This window comes from Amycolatopsis thailandensis, from assembly GCF_002234405.1.
Taxonomy (GTDB): Bacteria; Actinomycetota; Actinomycetes; order Mycobacteriales; family Pseudonocardiaceae; genus Amycolatopsis; species Amycolatopsis thailandensis.
Window position 1 is genome coordinate 31,506 of record NZ_NMQT01000093.1, and the last position, 19,476, is coordinate 50,981.

Annotated in this window: 19 protein-coding genes; 13 read left to right on the forward strand and 6 right to left on the reverse strand. The window is 68.1% G+C overall.

The genetic code is table 11. From position 1 onward, the window contains the following. The first annotated feature begins 59 nt into the window (after positions 1–59). The 5 genes from CFP71_RS25360 (at position 60) to CFP71_RS25380 (ending at position 5,541) form a co-directional block, all read left to right on the forward strand. Positions 60–542: a MarR family winged helix-turn-helix transcriptional regulator gene (locus CFP71_RS25360; RefSeq protein ID WP_093936447.1), complete on the forward strand. Its 483-nt coding sequence runs from the start codon at positions 60–62 to the stop codon at positions 540–542. A gap of 48 nt (positions 543–590) precedes the next feature. After that, positions 591–2,063, forward strand: coding sequence for an SDR family oxidoreductase (locus CFP71_RS25365; protein ID WP_093936448.1), 1,473 nt, complete (start codon positions 591–593; stop codon positions 2,061–2,063). A gap of 228 nt (positions 2,064–2,291) precedes the next feature. Further along, positions 2,292–2,969: a response regulator transcription factor gene (locus tag CFP71_RS25370; protein WP_093936449.1), complete on the forward strand. Its 678-nt coding sequence runs from the start codon at positions 2,292–2,294 to the stop codon at positions 2,967–2,969. Beyond that, positions 2,962–4,356: a sensor histidine kinase gene (locus CFP71_RS25375; RefSeq protein WP_093936450.1), complete on the forward strand. Its 1,395-nt coding sequence runs from the start codon at positions 2,962–2,964 to the stop codon at positions 4,354–4,356. Before CFP71_RS25370 ends, CFP71_RS25375 begins: the two co-directional genes overlap by 8 nt. Positions 4,357–4,413: 57 nt before the next feature. After that, positions 4,414–5,541: an acyltransferase family protein gene (locus CFP71_RS25380; protein ID WP_093936451.1), complete on the forward strand. Its 1,128-nt coding sequence runs from the start codon at positions 4,414–4,416 to the stop codon at positions 5,539–5,541. Between the two features lies 1 nt (position 5,542). Here the strand turns inward: CFP71_RS25380 and CFP71_RS25385 are convergent, their stop codons facing one another. Continuing rightward, complete coding sequence (locus CFP71_RS25385) at positions 5,543–6,991, reverse strand: DHA2 family efflux MFS transporter permease subunit (RefSeq protein WP_093936452.1); 1,449 nt, start codon at positions 6,989–6,991, stop codon at positions 5,543–5,545. Positions 6,992–7,213: 222 nt separating this feature from the next. Between CFP71_RS25385 and CFP71_RS25390 the strand changes: the two genes are divergently transcribed. Beyond that, the gene (locus CFP71_RS25390) at positions 7,214–8,065 is read left to right on the forward strand and encodes a maleylpyruvate isomerase N-terminal domain-containing protein (protein ID WP_341866902.1); all 852 of its coding nucleotides are present in this window, start codon (positions 7,214–7,216) and stop codon (positions 8,063–8,065) included. Between the two features lie 65 nt (positions 8,066–8,130). Here CFP71_RS25390 and CFP71_RS25395 read toward each other — a convergent pair whose 3' ends face one another. The 3 genes from CFP71_RS25395 to CFP71_RS25405 form a co-directional block, all read right to left on the reverse strand. Next, entirely contained in the window at positions 8,131–9,954 is a 1,824-nt protein-coding gene (locus CFP71_RS25395; RefSeq protein ID WP_093936453.1) for a fibronectin type III domain-containing protein, read from the reverse strand. A gap of 83 nt (positions 9,955–10,037) precedes the next feature. After that, positions 10,038–10,946, reverse strand: coding sequence for a helix-turn-helix domain-containing protein (locus tag CFP71_RS25400; protein WP_244199824.1), 909 nt, complete (start codon positions 10,944–10,946; stop codon positions 10,038–10,040). Between the two features lie 60 nt (positions 10,947–11,006). Then, the gene (locus CFP71_RS25405; protein ID WP_093936455.1) at positions 11,007–11,399 is read right to left on the reverse strand and encodes a winged helix-turn-helix transcriptional regulator; all 393 of its coding nucleotides are present in this window, start codon (positions 11,397–11,399) and stop codon (positions 11,007–11,009) included. Positions 11,400–11,497: 98 nt separating this feature from the next. Here CFP71_RS25405 and CFP71_RS25410 point away from each other — a divergent pair, with 98 nt between their 5' ends. Next, positions 11,498–11,905 (forward strand): RidA family protein, encoded by a 408-nt coding sequence (locus tag CFP71_RS25410; protein ID WP_093936456.1) that lies wholly within the window; start codon positions 11,498–11,500, stop codon positions 11,903–11,905. Positions 11,906–11,908: 3 nt separating this feature from the next. Here CFP71_RS25410 and CFP71_RS25415 read toward each other — a convergent pair whose 3' ends face one another. Beyond that, positions 11,909–12,388: a cupin domain-containing protein gene (locus tag CFP71_RS25415; RefSeq protein ID WP_093936457.1), complete on the reverse strand. Its 480-nt coding sequence runs from the start codon at positions 12,386–12,388 to the stop codon at positions 11,909–11,911. Positions 12,389–12,875: 487 nt separating this feature from the next. Beyond that, complete coding sequence (locus tag CFP71_RS25420; RefSeq protein WP_093936458.1) at positions 12,876–13,307, reverse strand: VOC family protein; 432 nt, start codon at positions 13,305–13,307, stop codon at positions 12,876–12,878. Between the two features lie 111 nt (positions 13,308–13,418). On the opposite strand from CFP71_RS25420, the gene CFP71_RS25425 reads away from it, so the two are divergent. From CFP71_RS25425 to CFP71_RS25450, 6 genes are all read left to right on the forward strand, one after another. After that, positions 13,419–14,075 carry a GntR family transcriptional regulator gene (locus CFP71_RS25425; RefSeq protein WP_093936459.1) on the forward strand — a complete coding sequence of 219 codons (657 nt, stop codon included), beginning with the start codon at positions 13,419–13,421 and terminating at the stop codon, positions 14,073–14,075. Positions 14,076–14,077: 2 nt separating this feature from the next. Then, entirely contained in the window at positions 14,078–14,605 is a 528-nt protein-coding gene (locus CFP71_RS25430; protein WP_244199825.1) for a hypothetical protein, read from the forward strand. A gap of 190 nt (positions 14,606–14,795) precedes the next feature. Beyond that, the gene (locus tag CFP71_RS25435; protein WP_093936460.1) at positions 14,796–16,109 is read left to right on the forward strand and encodes an ABC transporter substrate-binding protein; all 1,314 of its coding nucleotides are present in this window, start codon (positions 14,796–14,798) and stop codon (positions 16,107–16,109) included. Continuing rightward, on the forward strand, positions 16,109–17,065 hold the full coding sequence (locus tag CFP71_RS25440) for a carbohydrate ABC transporter permease (RefSeq protein ID WP_093936461.1): 957 nt from the start codon (positions 16,109–16,111) through the stop codon (positions 17,063–17,065). The genes CFP71_RS25435 and CFP71_RS25440 overlap by 1 nt, the downstream gene beginning before the upstream one ends. Next, positions 17,058–17,897 carry a carbohydrate ABC transporter permease gene (locus CFP71_RS25445; RefSeq protein WP_093936462.1) on the forward strand — a complete coding sequence of 280 codons (840 nt, stop codon included), beginning with the start codon at positions 17,058–17,060 and terminating at the stop codon, positions 17,895–17,897. Before CFP71_RS25440 ends, CFP71_RS25445 begins: the two co-directional genes overlap by 8 nt. Before the next feature lie 32 nt (positions 17,898–17,929). Continuing rightward, positions 17,930–19,261, forward strand: a complete 1,332-nt coding sequence (locus tag CFP71_RS25450; RefSeq protein WP_093936463.1) for a GH1 family beta-glucosidase — start codon at positions 17,930–17,932, stop codon at positions 19,259–19,261. Positions 19,262–19,476: the final 215 nt, after the last annotated feature.

Genomic DNA, 19,476 nt, shown 5'->3' on the forward strand with positions numbered 1-19,476 from the left:
GACCATCGAAATAGTAGAGTGGTCACCCGGACGGGGCAACAGGAGGGGAGGTTTCGGACATGCCGGAGGGCGCTGAAGAGGTCGAACAGGTCACGGACGACCTGCTGGTTCTCCTGCTGCGGCAGCTGACCGTCGAGTCGGACCGGTTCGCCGAGATGTTCGGCGAGGCGCACGGCCTGCACCGGACGGACCTCAACGCGCTCGCGGTGATCATGGACGCGGCCAGGATGGGGACCCCGATGAGTCCGAGCATGCTCGCGAGCGCGCTGCACCTGAGCGCGTCGGCGACGACGTCGGTGCTGGACCGGTTGGAGCGGGCGGGGCACCTCTACCGGGACCGGAGCGCGACCGACCGGCGCAAGGTCGAACTGCGGATGCACGACCAGGCCCGCGAGATCGGCGCCGAGTTCTTCCTGCCGCTCGGCCGGAGCTACGCCGCCGCGTGGCAGGACATGGGGGAGGAAGAGCGGCGGACGGTCGCCCGGTTCCTGCGGAGCAGTATCGCCGCGACCGTGGAGGTCCGCGGTCGACTGGCGCACTAACGGGCCACTCGGACTGCGGGGCGCGCATTCCCCGGGAACACTCGGGGCATGCGATGTGTGGTGCTCGGGGCGACGGGTTATGTCGGCGGACGGCTGGTGCCGCAACTGCTCGACGCGGGTCACGAGGTCCGCGTGGTGGCGCGTTCCCCGGAGAAGGTCGCGGAGGAGCCGTGGCGCGACCGTGTCGAGGTCGAACGCGGTGACGTCACCGATCCGGCCTCGATCGAGACGGCGCTGACCGACTGTGAGGTCGTCTACTACCTCGTTCATTCCTTGGCGCGCAAAGACTTCGTCGAGGTCGACCGGGAGGCGGCGCGAACCGTCGCCGAGGCCGCGAAGACGGCGGGCGCGCGGCGGCTGGTGTACCTGGGCGGCATCGTGCCGGACGACGAGGACTTGTCGCCACACCTGGCGTCCCGTGCCGAAGTGGGCCGGGTCCTGCTGGACTCCGGGGTGCCCGCGCTCGTCCTGCAGGCCGCGGTGATCATCGGCTCGGGATCGGCGAGCTTCGAGATGCTGCGCTACCTGACCGAGCGGCTCCCGGCGATGGTCACCCCGCGCTGGGTGCGCAACCGCATCCAGCCGATCGCCATCCGCGACGTGCTGCACTACCTCGTGCACGCCGCCGAGCTGCCGTCCGAAGTGAACGGTGCCTTCGACATCGGCGGCCCGGACGTGCTGACCTATGTGGACATGATGCGCCGTTACGCCGTCGTCGCCGGACTGCCGAGGCGGGCCGTCGTGCCGGTGCCGGTGCTGACCCCGTGGCTGTCCGCCCAATGGGTCAACCTGGTCACCCCCGTGCCGAAGTCGATCGCCGTACCGTTGATCGAATCGCTCGTGCACGAGGTGATCTGCCACGACCACGCGATCGCCGAGCACATCCCCGACCCGGCCGAGGGCCTGACCCATTACGAACACGCCGTCGAACTGGCGCTGACCCGGATCAGGAACGCCGACGTGCCGACCCGCTGGTCGGACGCGTCGACCGCGTCCGCGCCGTCGGATCCGCTGCCGAGCGACCCGGACTGGGCGGGAGGGACCGTCTACGAGGACAAACGCGAGCAGCGGACCGACGCCTCACCGGAAGCGCTGTGGGACGTCATCGAGTCCATCGGCGGGGAACACGGCTGGTATTCGTTCCCGCTCGCGTGGTCGGTCCGCGGCTGGGCCGACCGGCTCGTCGGCGGTGTCGGGCTGCGCCGCGGACGGCGGGATCCCCGGCGGCTTCATCTCGGCGAGGCGCTGGACTGGTGGCGCGTCGAATATCTCGACCGGCCGCGGATGTTGCGTTTGAGGGCGGAGATGAAGTTGCCCGGGCGCGCCTGGCTCGAACTCAGCGTCGAGTCCGATGAGGACGGTGGGACCGTCTACCGGCAGCGGGCGGTGTTCGAGCCGCACGGCCTGGCCGGGCACGCGTACTGGAAGGGGATCGCGCCTTTCCACGGCGTCGTCTTCGGTGGCATGGTCCGCAACATCACCGGTGCGGCGCAAGGCGTCGTGAGTGGCAAGGCCGGTTAGAGCCGACCGTGTCTTTGGTGCCTGCTGGGTTCTGGCTGTGGCGGAGCGCGAGTCGGGTCCGTGAAGGCCTCCTTGCCTACCCTGAAGGTAGTGAAGGAGGCCTTCACGGACTTGCAAGCGGGCAGGAACGGCGGTGACCGTTCGGCCGGGGTGGTCGTGAGTGGCAAGGCCGGTTAGAACCGTCCTAGCCACTCACGAGGCTGTCGGTCCGTGTGGGATTCTGACCGGATGAGGATCTTGCTCGTTGAGGACGAGCGACGGCTGGCCGAATCGCTGCGGGCGGGTCTGAGCGCCGAGGGCTACGCCGTGGACGTCGCGCACAACGGCCGTGACGCGCTCTGGTACGCGGCCGAGCATCCGTACTCCGCGATGATCCTCGACATCATGCTGCCCGGGATCAACGGCTACCGCGTCTGCCGGCGGTTGCGCGAACGCGGCGACACCACCCCGATCCTCATGCTGACCGCGAAGGACGGCGAGGACGACGAGATCGAGGCGCTGGACACCGGCGCCGACGATTTCCTGCCGAAGCCGTTCTCCTACGGCGTCCTGCTCTCGCGGTTGCGGGCGCTGATCCGGCGCGGGGGAGCGACGCGCCCGGGCACACTGCGGCTCGGGGATCTCGAACTCGACCAGGCGAGTCACACCTGCCGTCGCGGGGTCGCCGAGATCTCGTTGACCACCAAGGAGTTCGCGCTGCTCGCGTACCTCATGAAGCGGCAGGGCGAAGTGGTCACCAAGGCCGAACTGCTGGAGAACCTCTGGGACTTCGCGGCGTCGGCGACCGCGAACCTGGTCGAGGTCCACATGAGCGCGCTGCGGCGCAAGGTCGACCTGCCGTTCGGGGCGGAGACGTTCCGGACGGTCCGCGGCGCCGGCTACCACGTGGTGGGCTCCGGTGCCTAAGGCCTTGAGGTCGACCCGTTTCCGGGTCGCGCTGACGTCGTTCGTGACGTCGCTTGTCGCGCTCAGCGTGGTGTCGGTCTGGCTGGTGCTCGATGCCCAGAACCGGCTCGGCGCGGGAGCGGTGCAGGTGGCGCGGGCACGCGCGGCGGCGATCGTGCAATTGCTCAACACCGGCGCCGCACCGGCCGACCTGCTCCTGCTCGTCCGGGACTCGGCCTATGAGGTGGTCGACCAGTCAGGCCGGCGCGTCATCGGCTGCCCTGGTATGCGAAACGGCCTGCTCGTTCAAGCGGACAGCTACCAGCGTGGGGATTCCGTTTCGGTTCTCGAGGCGGGCGCCGTCGACGAGAAGATGGCGGGGTCGGTCGGCTGCCGGGGAGTGCTCGGCAGGGACGTCGAGACCACCGAGACGCGGGTGCACGTCGCGGCCGAGACGAGCGGTGACAGCAAGTACCGGATCTACGGCGCCGCCGTCGTCGACGAGTCCGGGCAGGCGGCCCTCGATTCGGTGCGCGTGACACTGCTGGCCGGTGTCCCGGTGATCGCGCTGCTGATCGGGGCGATCGCGTGGTTCGCGGTCCGCCGGTCGCTGCGCCCGGTCGAGGCGATCCGCTCGGAGGTCGCGGAGATCGGCGCGCACGACCTCTCCCGCCGCGTCCCGGCCCCGGACAGCGCAGACGAGATCGCCAAGCTGGCGGAAACGATGAACACGATGCTCGCCCGCCTGGACACCGCGGTCGCCCGGCAGGGCCGCTTCACCTCGGACGCGTCGCACGAACTGCGCACGCCACTCGCCTCCCTGCGGACCCAGCTGGAAGTGCTGCTCGCGCATCCGGACCGGCTCGACTGGCGCGACGCCTGCCGGAACGCGCTCCTCGACATCACCCGGTTGCAGGATCTCGTCGGCGATCTCGTGCTGCTCGGCAAGCTGGACAACGCCGAACCGGAACGGCTCACGCCGGTGCGGCTGTCCGAAGTGGTCGAATCCTGCCTCTCCGGACGACAGGACGTCCGCGCGGAGATCGACGGCGACCCGACAGTCCTCGGCAACCGCGGCAGGCTGGAACGGTTGCTGCGGAACCTGGTGGACAACGCGCAGCGCCACACCAGTACCGGTGTCGACGTGCAAGTGTCCACAGTGGACGGATTTGCCGTGCTGACGGTCACCGACGACGGACCCGGCATTCCCGCCGAGGACCGCGAGCGGGTGTTCGGCCGGTTCGTGCGCTTGGACGACGGACGAGCGCGTGACGACGGTGGCGCGGGCCTCGGACTGGCGATCGTCGCCGAGATCGCCCAGGCGCACGGCGGCACCGTCGAGGTCGCCGACCACGACGGCGGCGCCCGTCTCGTCGTCCGCCTTCCGTTGGCGGAAGCGCGAAGCTGAAGACGTCTTCAGCTTCCTTAAGCTTCGTTTCAGCGTCCGGGCCCGAACCTACGGGCCATGTCCGATCTCTCGCGCCGCTCCTGGTGGCGGCCGCTCGGCCACGCCGAGTACCTGGCTTCGTCGTGGTTCCCCGGTCTGACCGGCGTGCGCGCGCTCGCCGCCGTGGCCGTCGTGTTCTTCCACTACGGCGGTCCCGTCGTGGACCGCCTTCAGGGCTGGATCGCGGTGCAGCTGTTCTTCGTGCTGTCCGGCTTCCTGATCACCACCCTGGCGTTGCGCGAAGAGGGCCGTACCGGCCGGATCTCGCTTCGCGCGTTCTACCTGCGCCGGGTCTTCCGGATCATGCCGGTGTACTTCCTGCTCCTGGCGCTGACCACGCTCGCGGTGCTGCTCGGCGGCACGTACCAGAGCAGCAGGCTCGCCGACGCCATGCCGTACTACCTCGTCTTCGGCAACGAACTCGTCGACTACAACACGCCGTATCCGACATCCTGGTCGCTGGGGGTGGAGGAGAAGTTCTACCTGGTCTGGCCCGCGCTGCTGGTACTCACGTCGTTCGCGCGCGGCGGGAAGACGGCGTTGCGCCTGCTGCTGGGCTCGTCGGCCGTTCTCGGGGTGGTGCTGTTCGCGTTGCCGGTGGCGCCGGCGCACACCTGGGCGAGCCTTTCGGTGCACTACTGCTCGCTGCTCATCGGCTGTCTGCTGGCGATGACGCTCCACCACCCTCGCGGGTTCGCCCTGGTCCGGCCGCTGACCAGCCCGGTCGTCGCGGCGGCGATCGGCTGCGGATTCGTCGTCCTGCAGTTCTCCGTGGGCCCGTTGGCGAAGGCGCTCGGCGGGCACTGGCAGTTCGTGGTCCCGGTCTACGCGGTGGGCTCGGCACTGCTGCTCGTGGCCGTCGTTTCGCCGGGCCCGGTCCGGAACCTGCTGTCCAGCAGGCCGATGACCTTCGTCGGTGATCGTTCGTACGCGCTGTACCTGGCCCAGACCGGAGCGGCCGGCGTCACGGGCTGGCTGTTGCCCAGCGGTCTCGCGAAGGCCGCGGCGACCACCGGCGTCGCCCTGCTGTTCGCCTGCGCCCTGCGCCGCTGGGTCGAACAGCCCGCCATCGCCTACGGCCGGAAGGTGCTGGAACGCCGAACGCCCGCCGGGCCTCGGGTGGAGGCCACGGCGGGCGTGAAGTGAATCAGTGGTGGGCCGTCACCGCGGCGCCGTTTTCGCCCTTCTTGACGAAGAGCGAGCCGAGGAACGCGGCCACACCGACGCAGCCGGCGACCATGAACGTGGTGCGGATACCCGCCGCGTCCGGGCTGGCCGCCCCGGCCGTGGTGGTGCTCGCCGTGGCCACCGCGATGAACACGGCGGTGCCGAGGGCGCCGGCGAGCTGCTGCAGGGTGGCGAGGATCGCGCTGCCGTGTGAATAGAGGTGCTCGGGCAGCGAACCGAGGGACTCGGTCATCAGGGGCGTCATCATCAGGCCGAGCCCGCCCATCAGCAGGACGTGGATGGCGATGACCGCGATCAGCGGCGATTCCGCGCCGAGCAGGGCGAACAGCCACAGCGAGACCGCCATCGCGGCCGCACCGGGGATGACCAGGGGCCGGGGGCCGAAGCGGTCGTACAGCGCGCCGACCGGGCGGCCGAGCAGCCCGAGGACCAGACCGCCGGGAAGCACCGCGAGCCCGCTGACGAACGTGGTCGTGTGCAGGACGGTCTGGAGGTACAGCGGAAGCAGGATCGCCGCCGCGCCGAGCAGGCACATGAACAGCAGCGCCGTCAGCACCAGCGAGACGACGAAACTGCGGTGGGTGAACGGGCGCAGGTCCAGCAGCGCTCGGTCTTCCTTCTGCAAGCGCAGCTGGCGCCAGGTGAACACCGCGAGCGCCACGACCCCGACGGCGATCGGCACCCACGGCGGCACCGGCTGGTGCCCGCCCGCCGACTCGCCGGACGTCGAGAGGCCGTACAGCACGCCGCCGAAACCGATGGCGGACAGGATCACCGACGGCACGTCCAGCGGCACCTTGCGGGTTTCACTGTCCAGCCGCAGTTGCAGCACGCCGACCACCAGGGCGGCGAGGGCGAGCGGCAGCACGATCCAGAACATCCAGCGCCAGCCGAGCGAGGAGAGCACGGCACCGCCGATGGTCGGGCCGATGGCGGGGGCGACCGCGATGACGATGGTGATCGTGCCCATCGTCGCGCCGCGTTTCTCCACCGGGACCAGGCGCATGACCGTCGTCATCAGCAGTGGCAGCATCACCGCGGTACCGCACGCCTGGATGACCCGGCCGGTCAGCAGGAGCCCGAAGCCCGGGGCGAGCGCGCTGACCAGGGTGCCGGTGCTGAACAAGGTCAGTGAGGCGAGGAAGACCTGGCGCGGGGTGAACCGTTCGAGCAGGAACCCGGTGATCGGGATGACGACCGCCATGGTGAGCAGGAAGCCACTGGTCAGCCACTGCACGGTGGTGGTCGGGACCTTGAGGTCGACGGTCAGATCACGCAGCGCGACGCTCAGGATGGTCTCGTTGAGGATCATCACGAACGCGGAGAGGACCAGGACCCCGATCAGGAGCCCGGCGCGTGCCGGTGCCCGTTCCTGGTCGTGGGTGGTTTCGGGCATGGTCTCGGTCATCTGTGTGGGGCTCCTGGAGGGGCGCGGTTCCGCGTGGGCCGCCTTCGGTGCCGGCAACGGTGGCAGCGAAGGCGAAGCTGATTCGGTGTTCAGTCTGCCTGTGCGGGTCGGTGCGTGTCACGTCGATTTCCGTAGTGAGTACGGTCACTCCGTTCCCGGAAGAGGTCGGAACCGCACGAAAGCAGAACGGAATTCCTGCTCCGGGGCGATAAAATTCGTGCCGTGACCAGAGCGATCACGGCTGATCAATGGAAATCGGTACGCCGCGCCTACCGGGTGACGGGCGCGCGATTCGCGGAAATGGTGTCCCGCGTCCCGGATCCGGGCGCGATGGTCACCACGGAGTGGACAGCGGCCGACACCGTCGCCCATGTCGCGATGATCGCGAAGATGTACACGGCGCTCGTACGGCCGGACGGTGCCCCGCCCTTGGACGCCCGTGGGCAGGATCAGATCGAAAAGACCACTGTGGACACGGTTTCCGTGTTGAACACCATGGTTTTACGGGATTTTCCCGAACGCGACATCAGTGTGCTGGTGACCGGGCTGCTCGCCGACATCGAGGAAGTGCTGAGGGTGACCGAGGACGCCGACCCGGCGACCCCGCTGGGCTGGCTCGGTGACTCGAAGGTCCCGCTGGCCGGTGTCCTCGCGCACCTGGTCAACGAACTCCAGATTCACGGCTGGGACATCGCCCGGGCGCTGAGGCTGCCGTGGACGATCCCGCCGGCCGACGCGGCGCTGTTCTTCGATCTCTTCATGGTCGGCGTGCTGACCCAGGACACCGGGCACCTGCTGGACACGGACGAGCCGCCGCGGGAAAGGCGGATCGCCGTGGCCTTCCGCTCGGCGTACACGACCCCGGTCGTGCTGGTGCTGCACCGGGGGCTGGTCACGGTCGAGGAGCCCGGCGGGCCGGTCGACGCGCGGATCTCGTTCGACCCGCCGTCGCTGAACCTGATGATGTTCCACCGGGTCGGCCGGGTGCGCACCGCGCTGACGCGCAAGATCGTCGTCAGTGGTCCCCGGCCGTGGTTGTTGCCCGCCTTCCTGCGTGTTGTGCGTCTGCCTTAGGGCGAAGTCCGTGAAGGACTCCTTGAGGGACCCAGAGTCCCTCAAGGAGTCCTTCACGGAACTCCCTAGAGCGTCAGCGACCAGGTGTCGAGCACTCCCGTGTCACCGGGCCCGTAGTCGGTGACCCGCAGCTGCCACTTCCCGCCCGCCGGGGACGACGCGCCGGGCACCGTGAACGTCCGCGCGCCGTTCCACGCCGTGCACACCGAACCGCCGCTGTACTTGAGCGGGTAGGCCTTGCCTTTCGGGTCCAGGAGCGTCACGCCGAGGTCCTCGGCACAGGTGTGCCGGATCGTCACCGAGATACCGAGCGACGTCGAGGCCTGTCCGGTGAGGGGCGAGGTCACCGGGCTGAACACCTGCTGATGGTCGCGGATCGCGAAGTCGGTGTCGTTGCTCAGGGTCCGGACGCCACCGTTGCCGGGTGCCGTCTTGGCGGACACGACACCGCTCGCGGGCGACAGGTTCCCCGCCGCGTCACGAGCCTTCACCGTGAAGCTGTAGGAGGTGTCGGGGCTGAGACCGGTCACGGTGGCGCCGGTCTCCGTCACGGAAGTCGCGAGCGCCGAGCCGTTGTAGACGTCGTAACCGGTGACACCGACGTTGTCGGTCGCAGCGTCCCAGGCAAGCGAGACGCTGGTCGACGTCGCGCCGATGGTCCGCGCGTTGCCGGGCGCGGTCGGCGCCGTCGTGTCGCCGCCGCCACCGGTCACCAGCTTGAGGTTCCACTTGTTCAGCGCTTCGATCACCGGCTGGAAGAGGGACATGTCCCCGTCGCTCGGGTTCTCCACGCATTTCGACGGGCCGCCGTCGTGCAGGCCGACCGCCTTGGTGCCGAGCAGCCAGCCGCCGCCCGAGTCGCCGCCGAGCGAACAGGCCGTCGTCCAGGTCAGGTCCTCGATGATCAGCCCGCCGCCGTAGTCGACGGACTTGTGCGTGTACTTCACCTCGCCGCACTTCCACTTCGAGGTGTTGCCGGAGTGGCAGACCCGGTCGCCGACCATGGCCTCGGCCGAACCGGTGACGGTGACGGCGGGTTCGCCCCAGGTGTTGACCGCCGCCGAGAGTTCCCAGCCGGATTGCGTCACCGCGACCACGCCCATGTCGCCTTCGCGGGCGTTGACACTGCGCGTCCCGCCGACGTTCGACGTGCCGATCCGGTTCTGCTGACCAGACGCGCCATAGGCGGCCTGGTCACGGTCGTTCGTGCAGTGCCCGGCGGTGAGGAAATGCTTGGCGCCCGCCGAATCGGTCGCGCCGAACCCGACCGAACAGTTGCTCTCGCCGCCCGGCCACCACGGGTTCCCGGTTTGGATCGTGCCGGCCTGCTGCCCCGGCGACGAACCGGTTTCGGTGATCCGCACACCGAGATCCCTTACCCGGGAAAGAAAACTCTCGGTCTCGGCGGTCTTGCGGGAGCGGTCGACCGACACGCCGACCTCGTTGTTCCGGACGTCGACGCCCCAGCCGAACACCCCGGGGACGCCGTCGCCGACCAGCGCGCGGACGGCCTCGTCGGTCCGGTCGAGATCGGCCTTGGTCCGGGACACCAGCCGCGGTTCGGCGCCGGCGGTCCTGGCCGCGTCGGCGTCCGCCACGTTCGTGACGGCCAAGGTCAGCTTGCCCGCGGCCGCGTCGAACCACTGCCCGGCGGAGCGGGCGCGCAGGCCGTCCGGGAGCGAGGCCGCCAGCCGGTGGGCCTCGTCCTGGGCGGCCAGTTGGGACTTCGCTTCGGGGACGGTGAGCCCGAAAGCGGCGGCCACGCCGTTCACTTCGGCGTCCGGATGGACCGGAGCGGGCGGTGTCGCCGCCTCGGCCGCCGGGCTGAGCCACAGCGCGACCAGGGCAAGGACACTCGAATAGGAACAAACTCTGTTGTGCCGTCGCATACGCACTCCTCGAATCGAAAAGCAGGTGCGCTGACGGTAATTCGCTCACCTCGCGGAATCGTAGGTCCGCGAGTCGTTAACAATTAAGAGTTCCAATCCCATTCGAAGCCGAATCGGCCCGGCCCGAAATTCAGTGCGATTCCGTGCACGGAATCGCTGCCCGGCTGGACTTCCGTCCACTCCGCGGGCTGCCCGTCCTGTTCGGAATAGCGGCGGCATCGAGCCGGAAGCAGGCCGGGGGAGAACTGGACCTCGAGTACGTATTCCCGGGCGGGCAGCCGGAACTTGCGTTCGTAGTTCGTCGCGTGCGGGAACGGCGCGGAGTTCGCCAGAGTGTGCTCCGTGATGACGGTTTCGCCTTTCGCGAGCGGCCGTTCGAAGAGCAGTTCCATCACGAGGAGACCGTCTTCGGGGCGGTGCACACTCCGGCCGGGGTGGCAGCCCCGTAACGAGGTCACCGCGGGCAGCGGCCGGTCGTGCTCGTCGATGTGGACGATCATCACCCACCGGTCCGGGCCGTCGGCTTCGGCGCGGAGCACCTGCCGCGACCGGAACGCGAGCTCCTCCTGGCCGGGTCCGACGGAGACGACGTCGTGCTGGCTGATCCTCGACAGCCTTTCGTCCCACCGGGTGTCGACCTCGCTGACGGCCGCGTCGATCCGTGACCGGTCCGGCCAGAACCGGCCGATCTCCGGGAGACCGTCGGCGCGGGCGGGCCACCGGCCTCGTGCGCGTGGCGGGCCGAGCAGCGCGGTCAAACTGCCGGGCGGCACTTCCAGCACCTGTTCGAGGTGGCGGAGTCCCAGTACGGAGTCCCGGCGCTCCGGGCGGCTGCGCCCGGACTGCCAGTAGCTGAGCGTCGCCGCGGTGATCGAGACGCCGCGAGCGCGCAGATGATCACGCAGACGTTCAAGGCTGAGACCGCGCGCCCGGATGGCTTCGCGCAGCGCGCCGGCGAAGGTCCCGTCGTGCGGCAACTGCCCGGAGATCACGCGAGGAGCATAGATCCGGACAGCGGCGAATTGAACCGTTCGAGGCCCTGGCCAGGGCCGTTAACCGTTAACAGGCGCGTCGAACCGGCGGCGCGCGCCTTCGATGTGGCCGAGGAACCGATGGGTCCAGTCGCACATGCCGTCGACCGTCGCGCGCAAGCCGTGACCCGCCTCGGTGAGGGTGTAGTCGACCCGTGGCGGCACGGTCGGATGCACCGTCCGCTCGATCAGGCCGTTGCGTTCCAGCATTCGCAGGTTCTGGGTGAGCATCTTGTGGCTGATGCCCTCGATCTCGTTCCGCAGTTCGGTGAAGCGCCGGGTGCGGTCGCCGATCGTCTCGATGATCAGGAGGGCCCACTTGTTGGCGATGTCGGAGAAGATCTCCCGCGCCAGCGAGTCCGCCCGCATCACGTCCGCGTCGTCCGTCTTGCCGCTGAGCTGCTTGGTCACCATCAGGTTCCCCAGTCACGAAAAGGTGCGTTCTTCCAGGTCGTCGCACACTCTCCTACAGTTCCTGGGTAACCACAAGTGACCACTAGCAAGGAGTACGGATGAGCATCACCCTGGTGAATCCCGCGGGACTGCCGGAGATCCCCGCCTACCGGCAGGTGTCGATCGCGACCGGGTCGAAGCTGGTCTTCATCGCGGGGCAGGTCTCCTGGGACGCGGACGGCGCCGTGGTCGGCGAAGGCGATCTCGCCGCCCAGGTCGAACAGTGCTACCTGAACATCGGCATCGCGCTCGCCGCGGCCGGTGCCACGTTCGACGATGTCGCGAAGATGACCGTCTACGTCGTCGACTGGACCCCGGACAAACTCGCGCTGTTCCTCGAAGGCGTGGACCGGGCCGCCGTGAAACTCGGCGGCACCCCGGTCCCTCCGGGCACGCTGATCGGCGTCGCGGCGCTCGACGTGCCCGAGCACCTGGTGGAGGTCGAAGCGACCGCGGTCATCGACTGACCCTCACTGACCGCGGGCGGCACGCCAGATCGGGCTGTCGACGTAGTGGTTGTCGTACTGCTTCGACGACGCCGCGATCTCCGACGGGTCGGCCTCGCCGCGGGCGACCCTGTCGAGCAGCCGGTAGTAGTCGAAGCGGGCCATGCCGGGCGTGAAGGTCACCAGGACGTCGGCGTCCGAGCCGGCGGCGGGCCCGAACGCGTGCGGCACCCGGGGCGGTACGGCGAGGAAGTCACCCTTTTCCAGCGTGTGCAGGGTTTCCTCGACGAGCACCTGGAGTTTTCCTTCCAGTACGAAGAAGAACTCGGTCGCGCGGGTGTGGAAGTGGGCCGGGGTGCCGAAGACGCCGTCCTTCAGGGTCGCGCGGTTCGCGGTGAAGCCCCCGTCGGTGGTGTCCGAGTCGGCCAGCAACGTGATGTCGCTGCCCGGCGCGTCGCTGACGATCTCGGCGTCGGAGGCCCGGAGAAGGATGGGGTCGAACATGGTGGCGTCTCCTTGGTTTTCCGTGTTCAGCAGGCTCGCTGACAGGACAAGCTTCTCCCGTCTGGAGACCATGATCAATGTGGAAAACCGCACTGATCGATAACTTGTGGATTATCGATCGGGAGCCTGGTGCGGCAAGTGGGCGAGGCGACGGTGAGTGGTGGGCTGGGTGGGTCGCGAGTGGCGATTCGGGTTCTATTGAGCGGTAAGGCAAAGGTGTCCAGCCGGGACTTGTGCTCGGCGGGGAACAGTGAGGTGAAGGGGACTTTCGCCTCATCGCATAAGCGGAAAGTCCCCTTCGCCCGGGGTCTTGTGGTCCTTGGGGGTGGCGGAGTCCTCACGACCCCCCCCAGGCCGGTATGCGGGCGAACGACAGAGCGCGACACCTTTGCCTTATCTCTCAATAGAACGCTCGTTTATCACTCACGACCCCACGTGGAAAGCCTCACTCGCGATCCACCGGACTGCTCGCTTGAGGGCGCTGCCGTCAGACGGCGAACACCTGCGAGTCGTCGGCGAAAGCCTTGAACTCAAGGGCGTTGCCCGCCGGGTCGAGCAGGAACATCGTCCACTGTTCCCCGGTCTGGCCTTCGAAGCGGACGTAGGGCTCGATGACGAACGAGGTGTCCGCCGCGCGCAACCGGTCGGCCAGCTTCCGGAACTCCGGAACGCTGAGGATCAAGCCGAAGTGAGGGACGGGCACGTCGTGTCCGTCGACGGGGTTGTGGATCTGCCGCGGCCGTTCGGCGGCGAGATGCGTGACGAACTGGTGGCCGTGGAGGTTCCAGTCGATCCACTTGTCGGAGCTGCGGCCCTGTTCGAGGCCGAGGACTTCGCCGTAGAAGGTGCGCGCGGCGGCCAGGTCGTCGACAGGCATGGCGAGGTGGAAGCGGGGGATGGGGGAGTCGAGAACGGTCATGACCAGGAGATCCCTTCCGGTGGGCGAGCACTTGTCGCAATGTTAACATTAGGACAAAGTCAGGCTGAGGGCCTCATCGCTACGATCGGCGTTCCAGTGGAGAGGAAGACGATGAGCGAACCCGGCAGGGTGGTGCCGGCGCGGCGTCGCGGGCTGGCGGACGAGGTCGCCGACAGGGTCCGGGACGCCATCTTCGGTGGCGCCTATCCGCCCGGCGCGCAGTTGCGCGAGGTCGAGCTTTCGGCCGCGCTCGGCGTCAGTCGCGGTCCGGTGCGTGAAGCGCTGCTCAAGCTGGAGCGCGAGGGTCTGGTCCGCAGCGAATGGCATCGCGGCGCGATCGTCACCACGCTGTCCGATGTGGACGTCGCCGAGCTCGACAGCCTCCGGTCGGCGCTGGAACAGTTGGCGGTCCAGTTGGTGGTCGCGAAGGCGTCGGAGGCGGACCTGGCCGTGATCGACGAGGTCGTCGAGCGGATGGGCCGGGCGCGCGACGAGCACGAGATGGTCCGCTGCGACATCGACTTCCACGACGCGGTCTACGCGGCTTCCGGTCATCGGCGGCTCGTCGAGGCGTGGCAGGCCATCCGGTCACAGGTGTACCTGTTCCTGCTGACCAGGATCGGTGTGAACTCCGAGGGCTACCTCGCGAGCATCCCGGAGGAGCATCGGCTGCTGGCGTCGGCTCTCCGGGAACGCGACGGCGACAAGGCGCTCGAACTCTTCGCCACGCATCGTGGGCAGGCCCTCGACGTGCTCACCGGGAAGTGAGCATGCTCAACATTCGCTTGAACGACCTTGCGCTCGAGGCGCTCGGTCCGCTTGGGCCCCTCGCCGCGATGCCGCCGGATCGGCTGGCGCCGGGTTTCCGGGAGATCATCGCCGACGGGGTCGTGCTGACCGGTGAGGTCATCACGCTCGGCGAGATCCCCGCCTGGGCCGGACGGCCTCCGGGAAGGCATGCCGATCTGACCGGCTGGGAAGGCTCCGTCACCGGCTTCCATCTCGAAGATCTCCTGCCGATCGTGGCGGGAAGCCTGCCTGACGGCGAGCCGGTGATCTCCGAGGAGGACCAGGTCCTGATGCTGCGTCACGGCCTCGGGTTCGCGCTCGAAATCGCCAAGGCGGCGCCGGTCCCAGTCCGCTGCATCGTTGCCACCAACAGCACGAACGGCACGTTCCGGTTCCACCGTGCGCGACCGGGGGAGTCCTGGCTCCAAGCGGACCTCGACTCCTACCGTCTGGAGAAGGCGATCGTCGTCGATCGCGGCCCCGCGACCCTGGGCGGAACCCCCTGGTGAGCGGTACGGTACTGATCCACTGGCAACGCGGCTGACGGGGTAATCGCCAACCTGCGGTCCGACCGGGACGAATTGGTGCCCAGGGTCTTGACGGCAAGGTGGACCAAGGCTTAACTCAAGCCCTGAAATAAGGCGTGTCCCGGGTCACAGGCTCCGGGCGCGGCTTGGCCACTCACCCCGAGGACCATCGATGCGAATCGGAAAGATCGCTCCTGCGCTCGTCCTGGCGCTGGCGGCCGCCGCCACGACGGCGTGCGGCGGCGGCGACACGTCGTCCAGTGCTCCCAAGGAGCTCGTGTACTGGGCGTCCAACCAGGGCACCAGTCTCGACAACGACAAAGCCGTCCTGCAGCCCGAACTCGACAAGTTCGAGAAGGCCTCCGGGATCAAGGTCAAGCTCGAGGTCGTCCCGTGGACGGATCTGCTCAACCGGATCCTCGCGGCCACCACCTCCGGCAAGGGACCGGACGTGCTCAACATCGGCAACACCTGGTCGGCCTCGTTGCAGGCGACCGGGGCGTTCCTGCCGTTCGACGACGCCGCGCTGGAGAAGGTCGGCGGCAAGTCGCGGTTCCTCGGCCCGTCGCTGGCGGCCACCGGCGCGAGCGGGCAGCCGCCGGTCGGCGTACCGCTCTACGGCCAGGCGTACGGCCTGTACTACAACAAGAAGCTCTTCTCGGAGGCCGGCATCACCAAGCCGCCCGCCACCTGGGAGGAGCTCGTCGAGGACGGCAAGAAGCTCACCAAGCCCGACAAGGGCCAGTGGGGGCTTTCGCTTCAAGCGGGCCAGGTCACCGAGAACAGCCATCACGCGGCGATCCTCGGCGCCCAGCAGGGCGCGCAGTTCTTCACTCCTGAAGGCAAGCCGCAGCTGGCATCGGATCCCTCGGTCGCGGCCGTGCAGCAGTTCGTCGACCTGATGCAGAAGGACAAGATCGTCAACCCGGCCAACGCCGAGTACGCCGACACCGCCAAGTCGCTCAAGGACCTGTCCGACGGCAAGGCGGCGATGTTCATGAACCAGGCCTCCGCGGGTTCGTTCAAGAACATCGGGATGGACATGGCCAACCTCGGTGTCGCGCCGATTCCGCTGCCCGCCACCGCGCCGCCCGGCGGCCGGAAGGTCAGCAGCTTCGTCGCGGGCATCAACATGTCGGTCTTCAAGGGCACCAAGAACCCCGACGCCGCACTGGACTTCGTGAAGTTCATGGTCTCGGCGCCGGAACAGGCGCTCCTCAACAAGACCTATGGTTCGCTGCCGACCGTCCAGGACGCCTACAGCGACGCTGCGTTCCAGACCGAGGACGTCAAGGTCTTCCAGAACGTGCTCGCGAATTCGGCCGAGCCGATGCCGCAGGTCCCGCAGGAATCGCAGTTCGAGACACTGATCGGCACCGCGATAAAGGGGATGTTCGCCGACGTCGCCGCGGGCAAGCCCGTCGACGGCGCCAAGATCCGCGACCAGCTGACCCAGGCGGACCAGCAGATCGCGGCCGGTAGTTGATGCCGACCGCCCTCGACGACGCGCCGGCCGTGAAAGCGGCCGGGGCGCCCGGATCCCGGCGTGTCCGGCGCGGGCGGCGCCGGGTCGCGCTGCCGTATCTGCTCCTGCTCCCCGCGATCCTACTCGAACTGCTCGTCCACCTGATCCCGATGATCGCCGGGCTCGTGATGAGCTTCTTCAAGCTGACGCAGTTCTACATCCGCGACTTCTCGTCCGCCCCGGCAGCCGGACTGGACAACTACAAGTTCGTCCTGGACTTCAACGCCGCGGCGGGAAAATCACTGCTCGGCTCGTTCTGGATCAGCGTCCTCTACACCGTCCTGTCGGTCGGGTTCTGCTGGCTCTTCGGCACCTCCGCCGCCGTGCTGATGCAGAAGAACTTCCGGGGGCGGGGCCTGCTCCGGACACTGTTCCTGGTGCCGTACGCACTGCCGATGTACGCCGCGGTGATCACCTGGTCGTTCATGTTCCAGAAGGACACCGGACTGGTGAACGGCCTGCTGGGCACCGATTCCTTCTGGCTCATCGGGGACAACAGCTTCTGGTCGCTGGTGGTCGTCTCGGTCTGGCGAAACTGGCCGTTCGCGTTCCTGATCGTGATGGCAGGCCTGCAGAACATCCCCGGCGAACTGTACGAGGCGGCGGCGATCGACGGCGCGGGCTGGTGGCGGCAGTTCCAGGCCATCACCCAGCCGATGCTGCGCCCGGTCAACCAGGTCCTGCTGCTGGTGCTGTTCCTGTGGACTTTCAACGACTTCAACACGCCGTACGTCCTTTTCGGAGCGTCCGCGCCGAAGGAGGCGTCGCTGATCTCGATCCACATCTACCAGAGTTCCTTCGTGACCTGGAACTTCGGCCTCGGCTCCGCGATGTCGGTGCTGTTGCTGCTGTTCCTCCTGATCGTCAGCACCGTCTACCTGGGACTGACCGCGCGGAGGAGGAACGCCGTTGTCTGAGCCAAGCTGGGTCCCGTGGGCCCGCCGATTCGTCCTCGGCTTCCTCGCCCTGTTCACCCTGATCCCGCTGTACGCGATGGTTTCGTCTTCGCTGAAGCCGCTCGGGGACGTGCAGGGCAAATGGGAGTGGATCCCGTCGACGCTGACCATCCAGCCGTTCTTCGACATCTGGGAGACCATCCCGCTCGCCGACTACTTCGTGAACAGCCTGGTCATCTCGGGTTCGGCGGCGATCCTCTCGGTGGTGATCGCGATCTTCGCGGCGTACGCGCTGAGCCGGTTCCGCTTCCGGGGCAAGAACTTCTTCAAGATGACCGTGCTCTCCACCCAGATGTTTCCCGGCATCTTGTTCCTGCTGCCGTTGTTCCTCATCTTCGTCAACATCGGCAACACCACCGGCATCGTCCTGTACGGCTCCCGGCTCGGGCTGATCATCACCTACCTGACCTTCTCGCTGCCGTTCGCCATCTGGATGCTCGCCGGCTACATCGACTCGATCCCCAAGGAACTCGACGAGGCCGCGATGGTCGACGGAACCGGGCCGCTCGGCGCGTTGATCCGGGTGGTCATCCCGGCGGCCATGCCGGGCATCGTCGCCGTCGGCATCTACTCGTTCATGACGGCCTGGGGCGAGGTCCTGTTCGCGTCGGTGATGACCGACTCGGGCACGCGGACCCTCGCCGTCGGTCTCCAGGAGTACTCCACCCAGGTCCAGGTGTACTGGAACCAGGTCATGGCCGCCTCCCTGATCGTCTCCGTTCCGGTCGTCGCCGGATTCCTGCTGCTCCAGCGCTACCTCGTCGCCGGACTCACCGCCGGTGCCGTGAAATGACCCGCCCGTCGCTCCGTACAGAGAGGTCCGCCTTGAATCTGCACCTGCCCGCCGATTTCCTGTGGGGTGCGGCCACCGCCGCGTATCAGGTCGAAGGCGCCGTCGACGCCGACGGCCGGCTCCCGTCCATCTGGGACGACTTCGTCCGGGTCCCGGGTGCCGTCCTGAACGGCGACACCGCCGACGTGGCGTGCGATCACTACCGGCGCTGGCCGGAGGATCTCGCCATCATGAAGCAGCTGGGTCTGGACGCTTACCGTTTTTCGGTGGCTTGGCCGCGGGTGATCCCGACCGGCCGCGGCGAGGTCAACGCCGCGGGTCTCGGCTTCTACGACCGGCTTGTCGACGCGTTGCTCGAAGCCGGGATCCGCCCGTTCGCCACGCTTTTCCACTGGGATCTGCCCTCGGCGCTGAAGGGTGGCTGGCCCGAGCGCGACACGGCTTACGCCTACGCCGACTACGCCGCCGTCGTCGCGGCTCGGCTGGGGGATCGGGTCAAGGACTGGAACACTGTCAACGAGCCGTTGTGCTCGGCGTGGCTCGGCTACCTCGAAGGCCGTTTCGCCCCCGGGGTCAAGGACCTCAAGCAGGCGATCCACGCGTCACACCACCTCCTGCTCGCGCATGGGCTCGGCGTGCAGGCGATCACCGCGAACGCCGCCGAGCCCGCCAACGTCGGCCTGGTGGTCAACCTCAGCGGGATCGAACCCGCGTCGGATGCGGTGGAGGACGTCGAAGCGGCGGCCCGGATGGACGGGCACGTCAACCGCTGGTGGCTCGACCCGTCGAACGGTCGTGGCTATCCCGCGGACATGATCGAGGTCTACGGCGTCGAACCACCCGTGATCGGGGACGACCTCGAGGTGATCTCGGCCCCGGTCGGCTTCCACGGGCTGAACTACTACTTCCGGCAGATCGTCGAGGACGATCCGAACGGCCCCGTGCCCCGTGCCCGGCAGGTGCCGGTCGAGGGGGCGGCCACGACCGCGATGGGCTGGGAGATCCACGGCCAGGGGCTCGCGGACCTGATCCACCGTCTCTCCAACGAGTACGGCGCAAGGGCCATCTACGTCACGGAGAGCGGGGCCGCCTTCGACGACAAGGTCGCCGAGGACGGCTCGATCGACGACGCCGACCGCATCGCCTACCTGGAGGAACACCTGGGCGCGGTGGCCGGTGCCGCCGAAGCGGGTGCCCCGGTGAAGGGCTACTTCGCCTGGTCGCTGCTCGACAACTTCGAATGGGACAGTGGGCTGAGCAAGCGGTTCGGGCTCGTGCGGGTCGACTACGACACACAGGTCCGGACGGTCAAGGCGAGTGGTCACCGGTACGCGGAGATCATCGCGGAGCATCACGGCCGCTGACCTGCCCGGGTGTCATGAAAGGGTCGTTCAGGACGGTTCTCTAGGGGTAAGGCAAAGGTGGTGCGCAGTCGCTCGCCCGCACGTTGATCCCGGTGTCGCGAAAGCCACTTTCGGGACGTCTGATGTCGCGAAAGTGGCTTTCGCGACGCTTCTGAGCCTCCGCCGCCCACGAGGACCGCAAGCCCCTGGGTGAAGGGGACTTTCCGCGCGTGTGA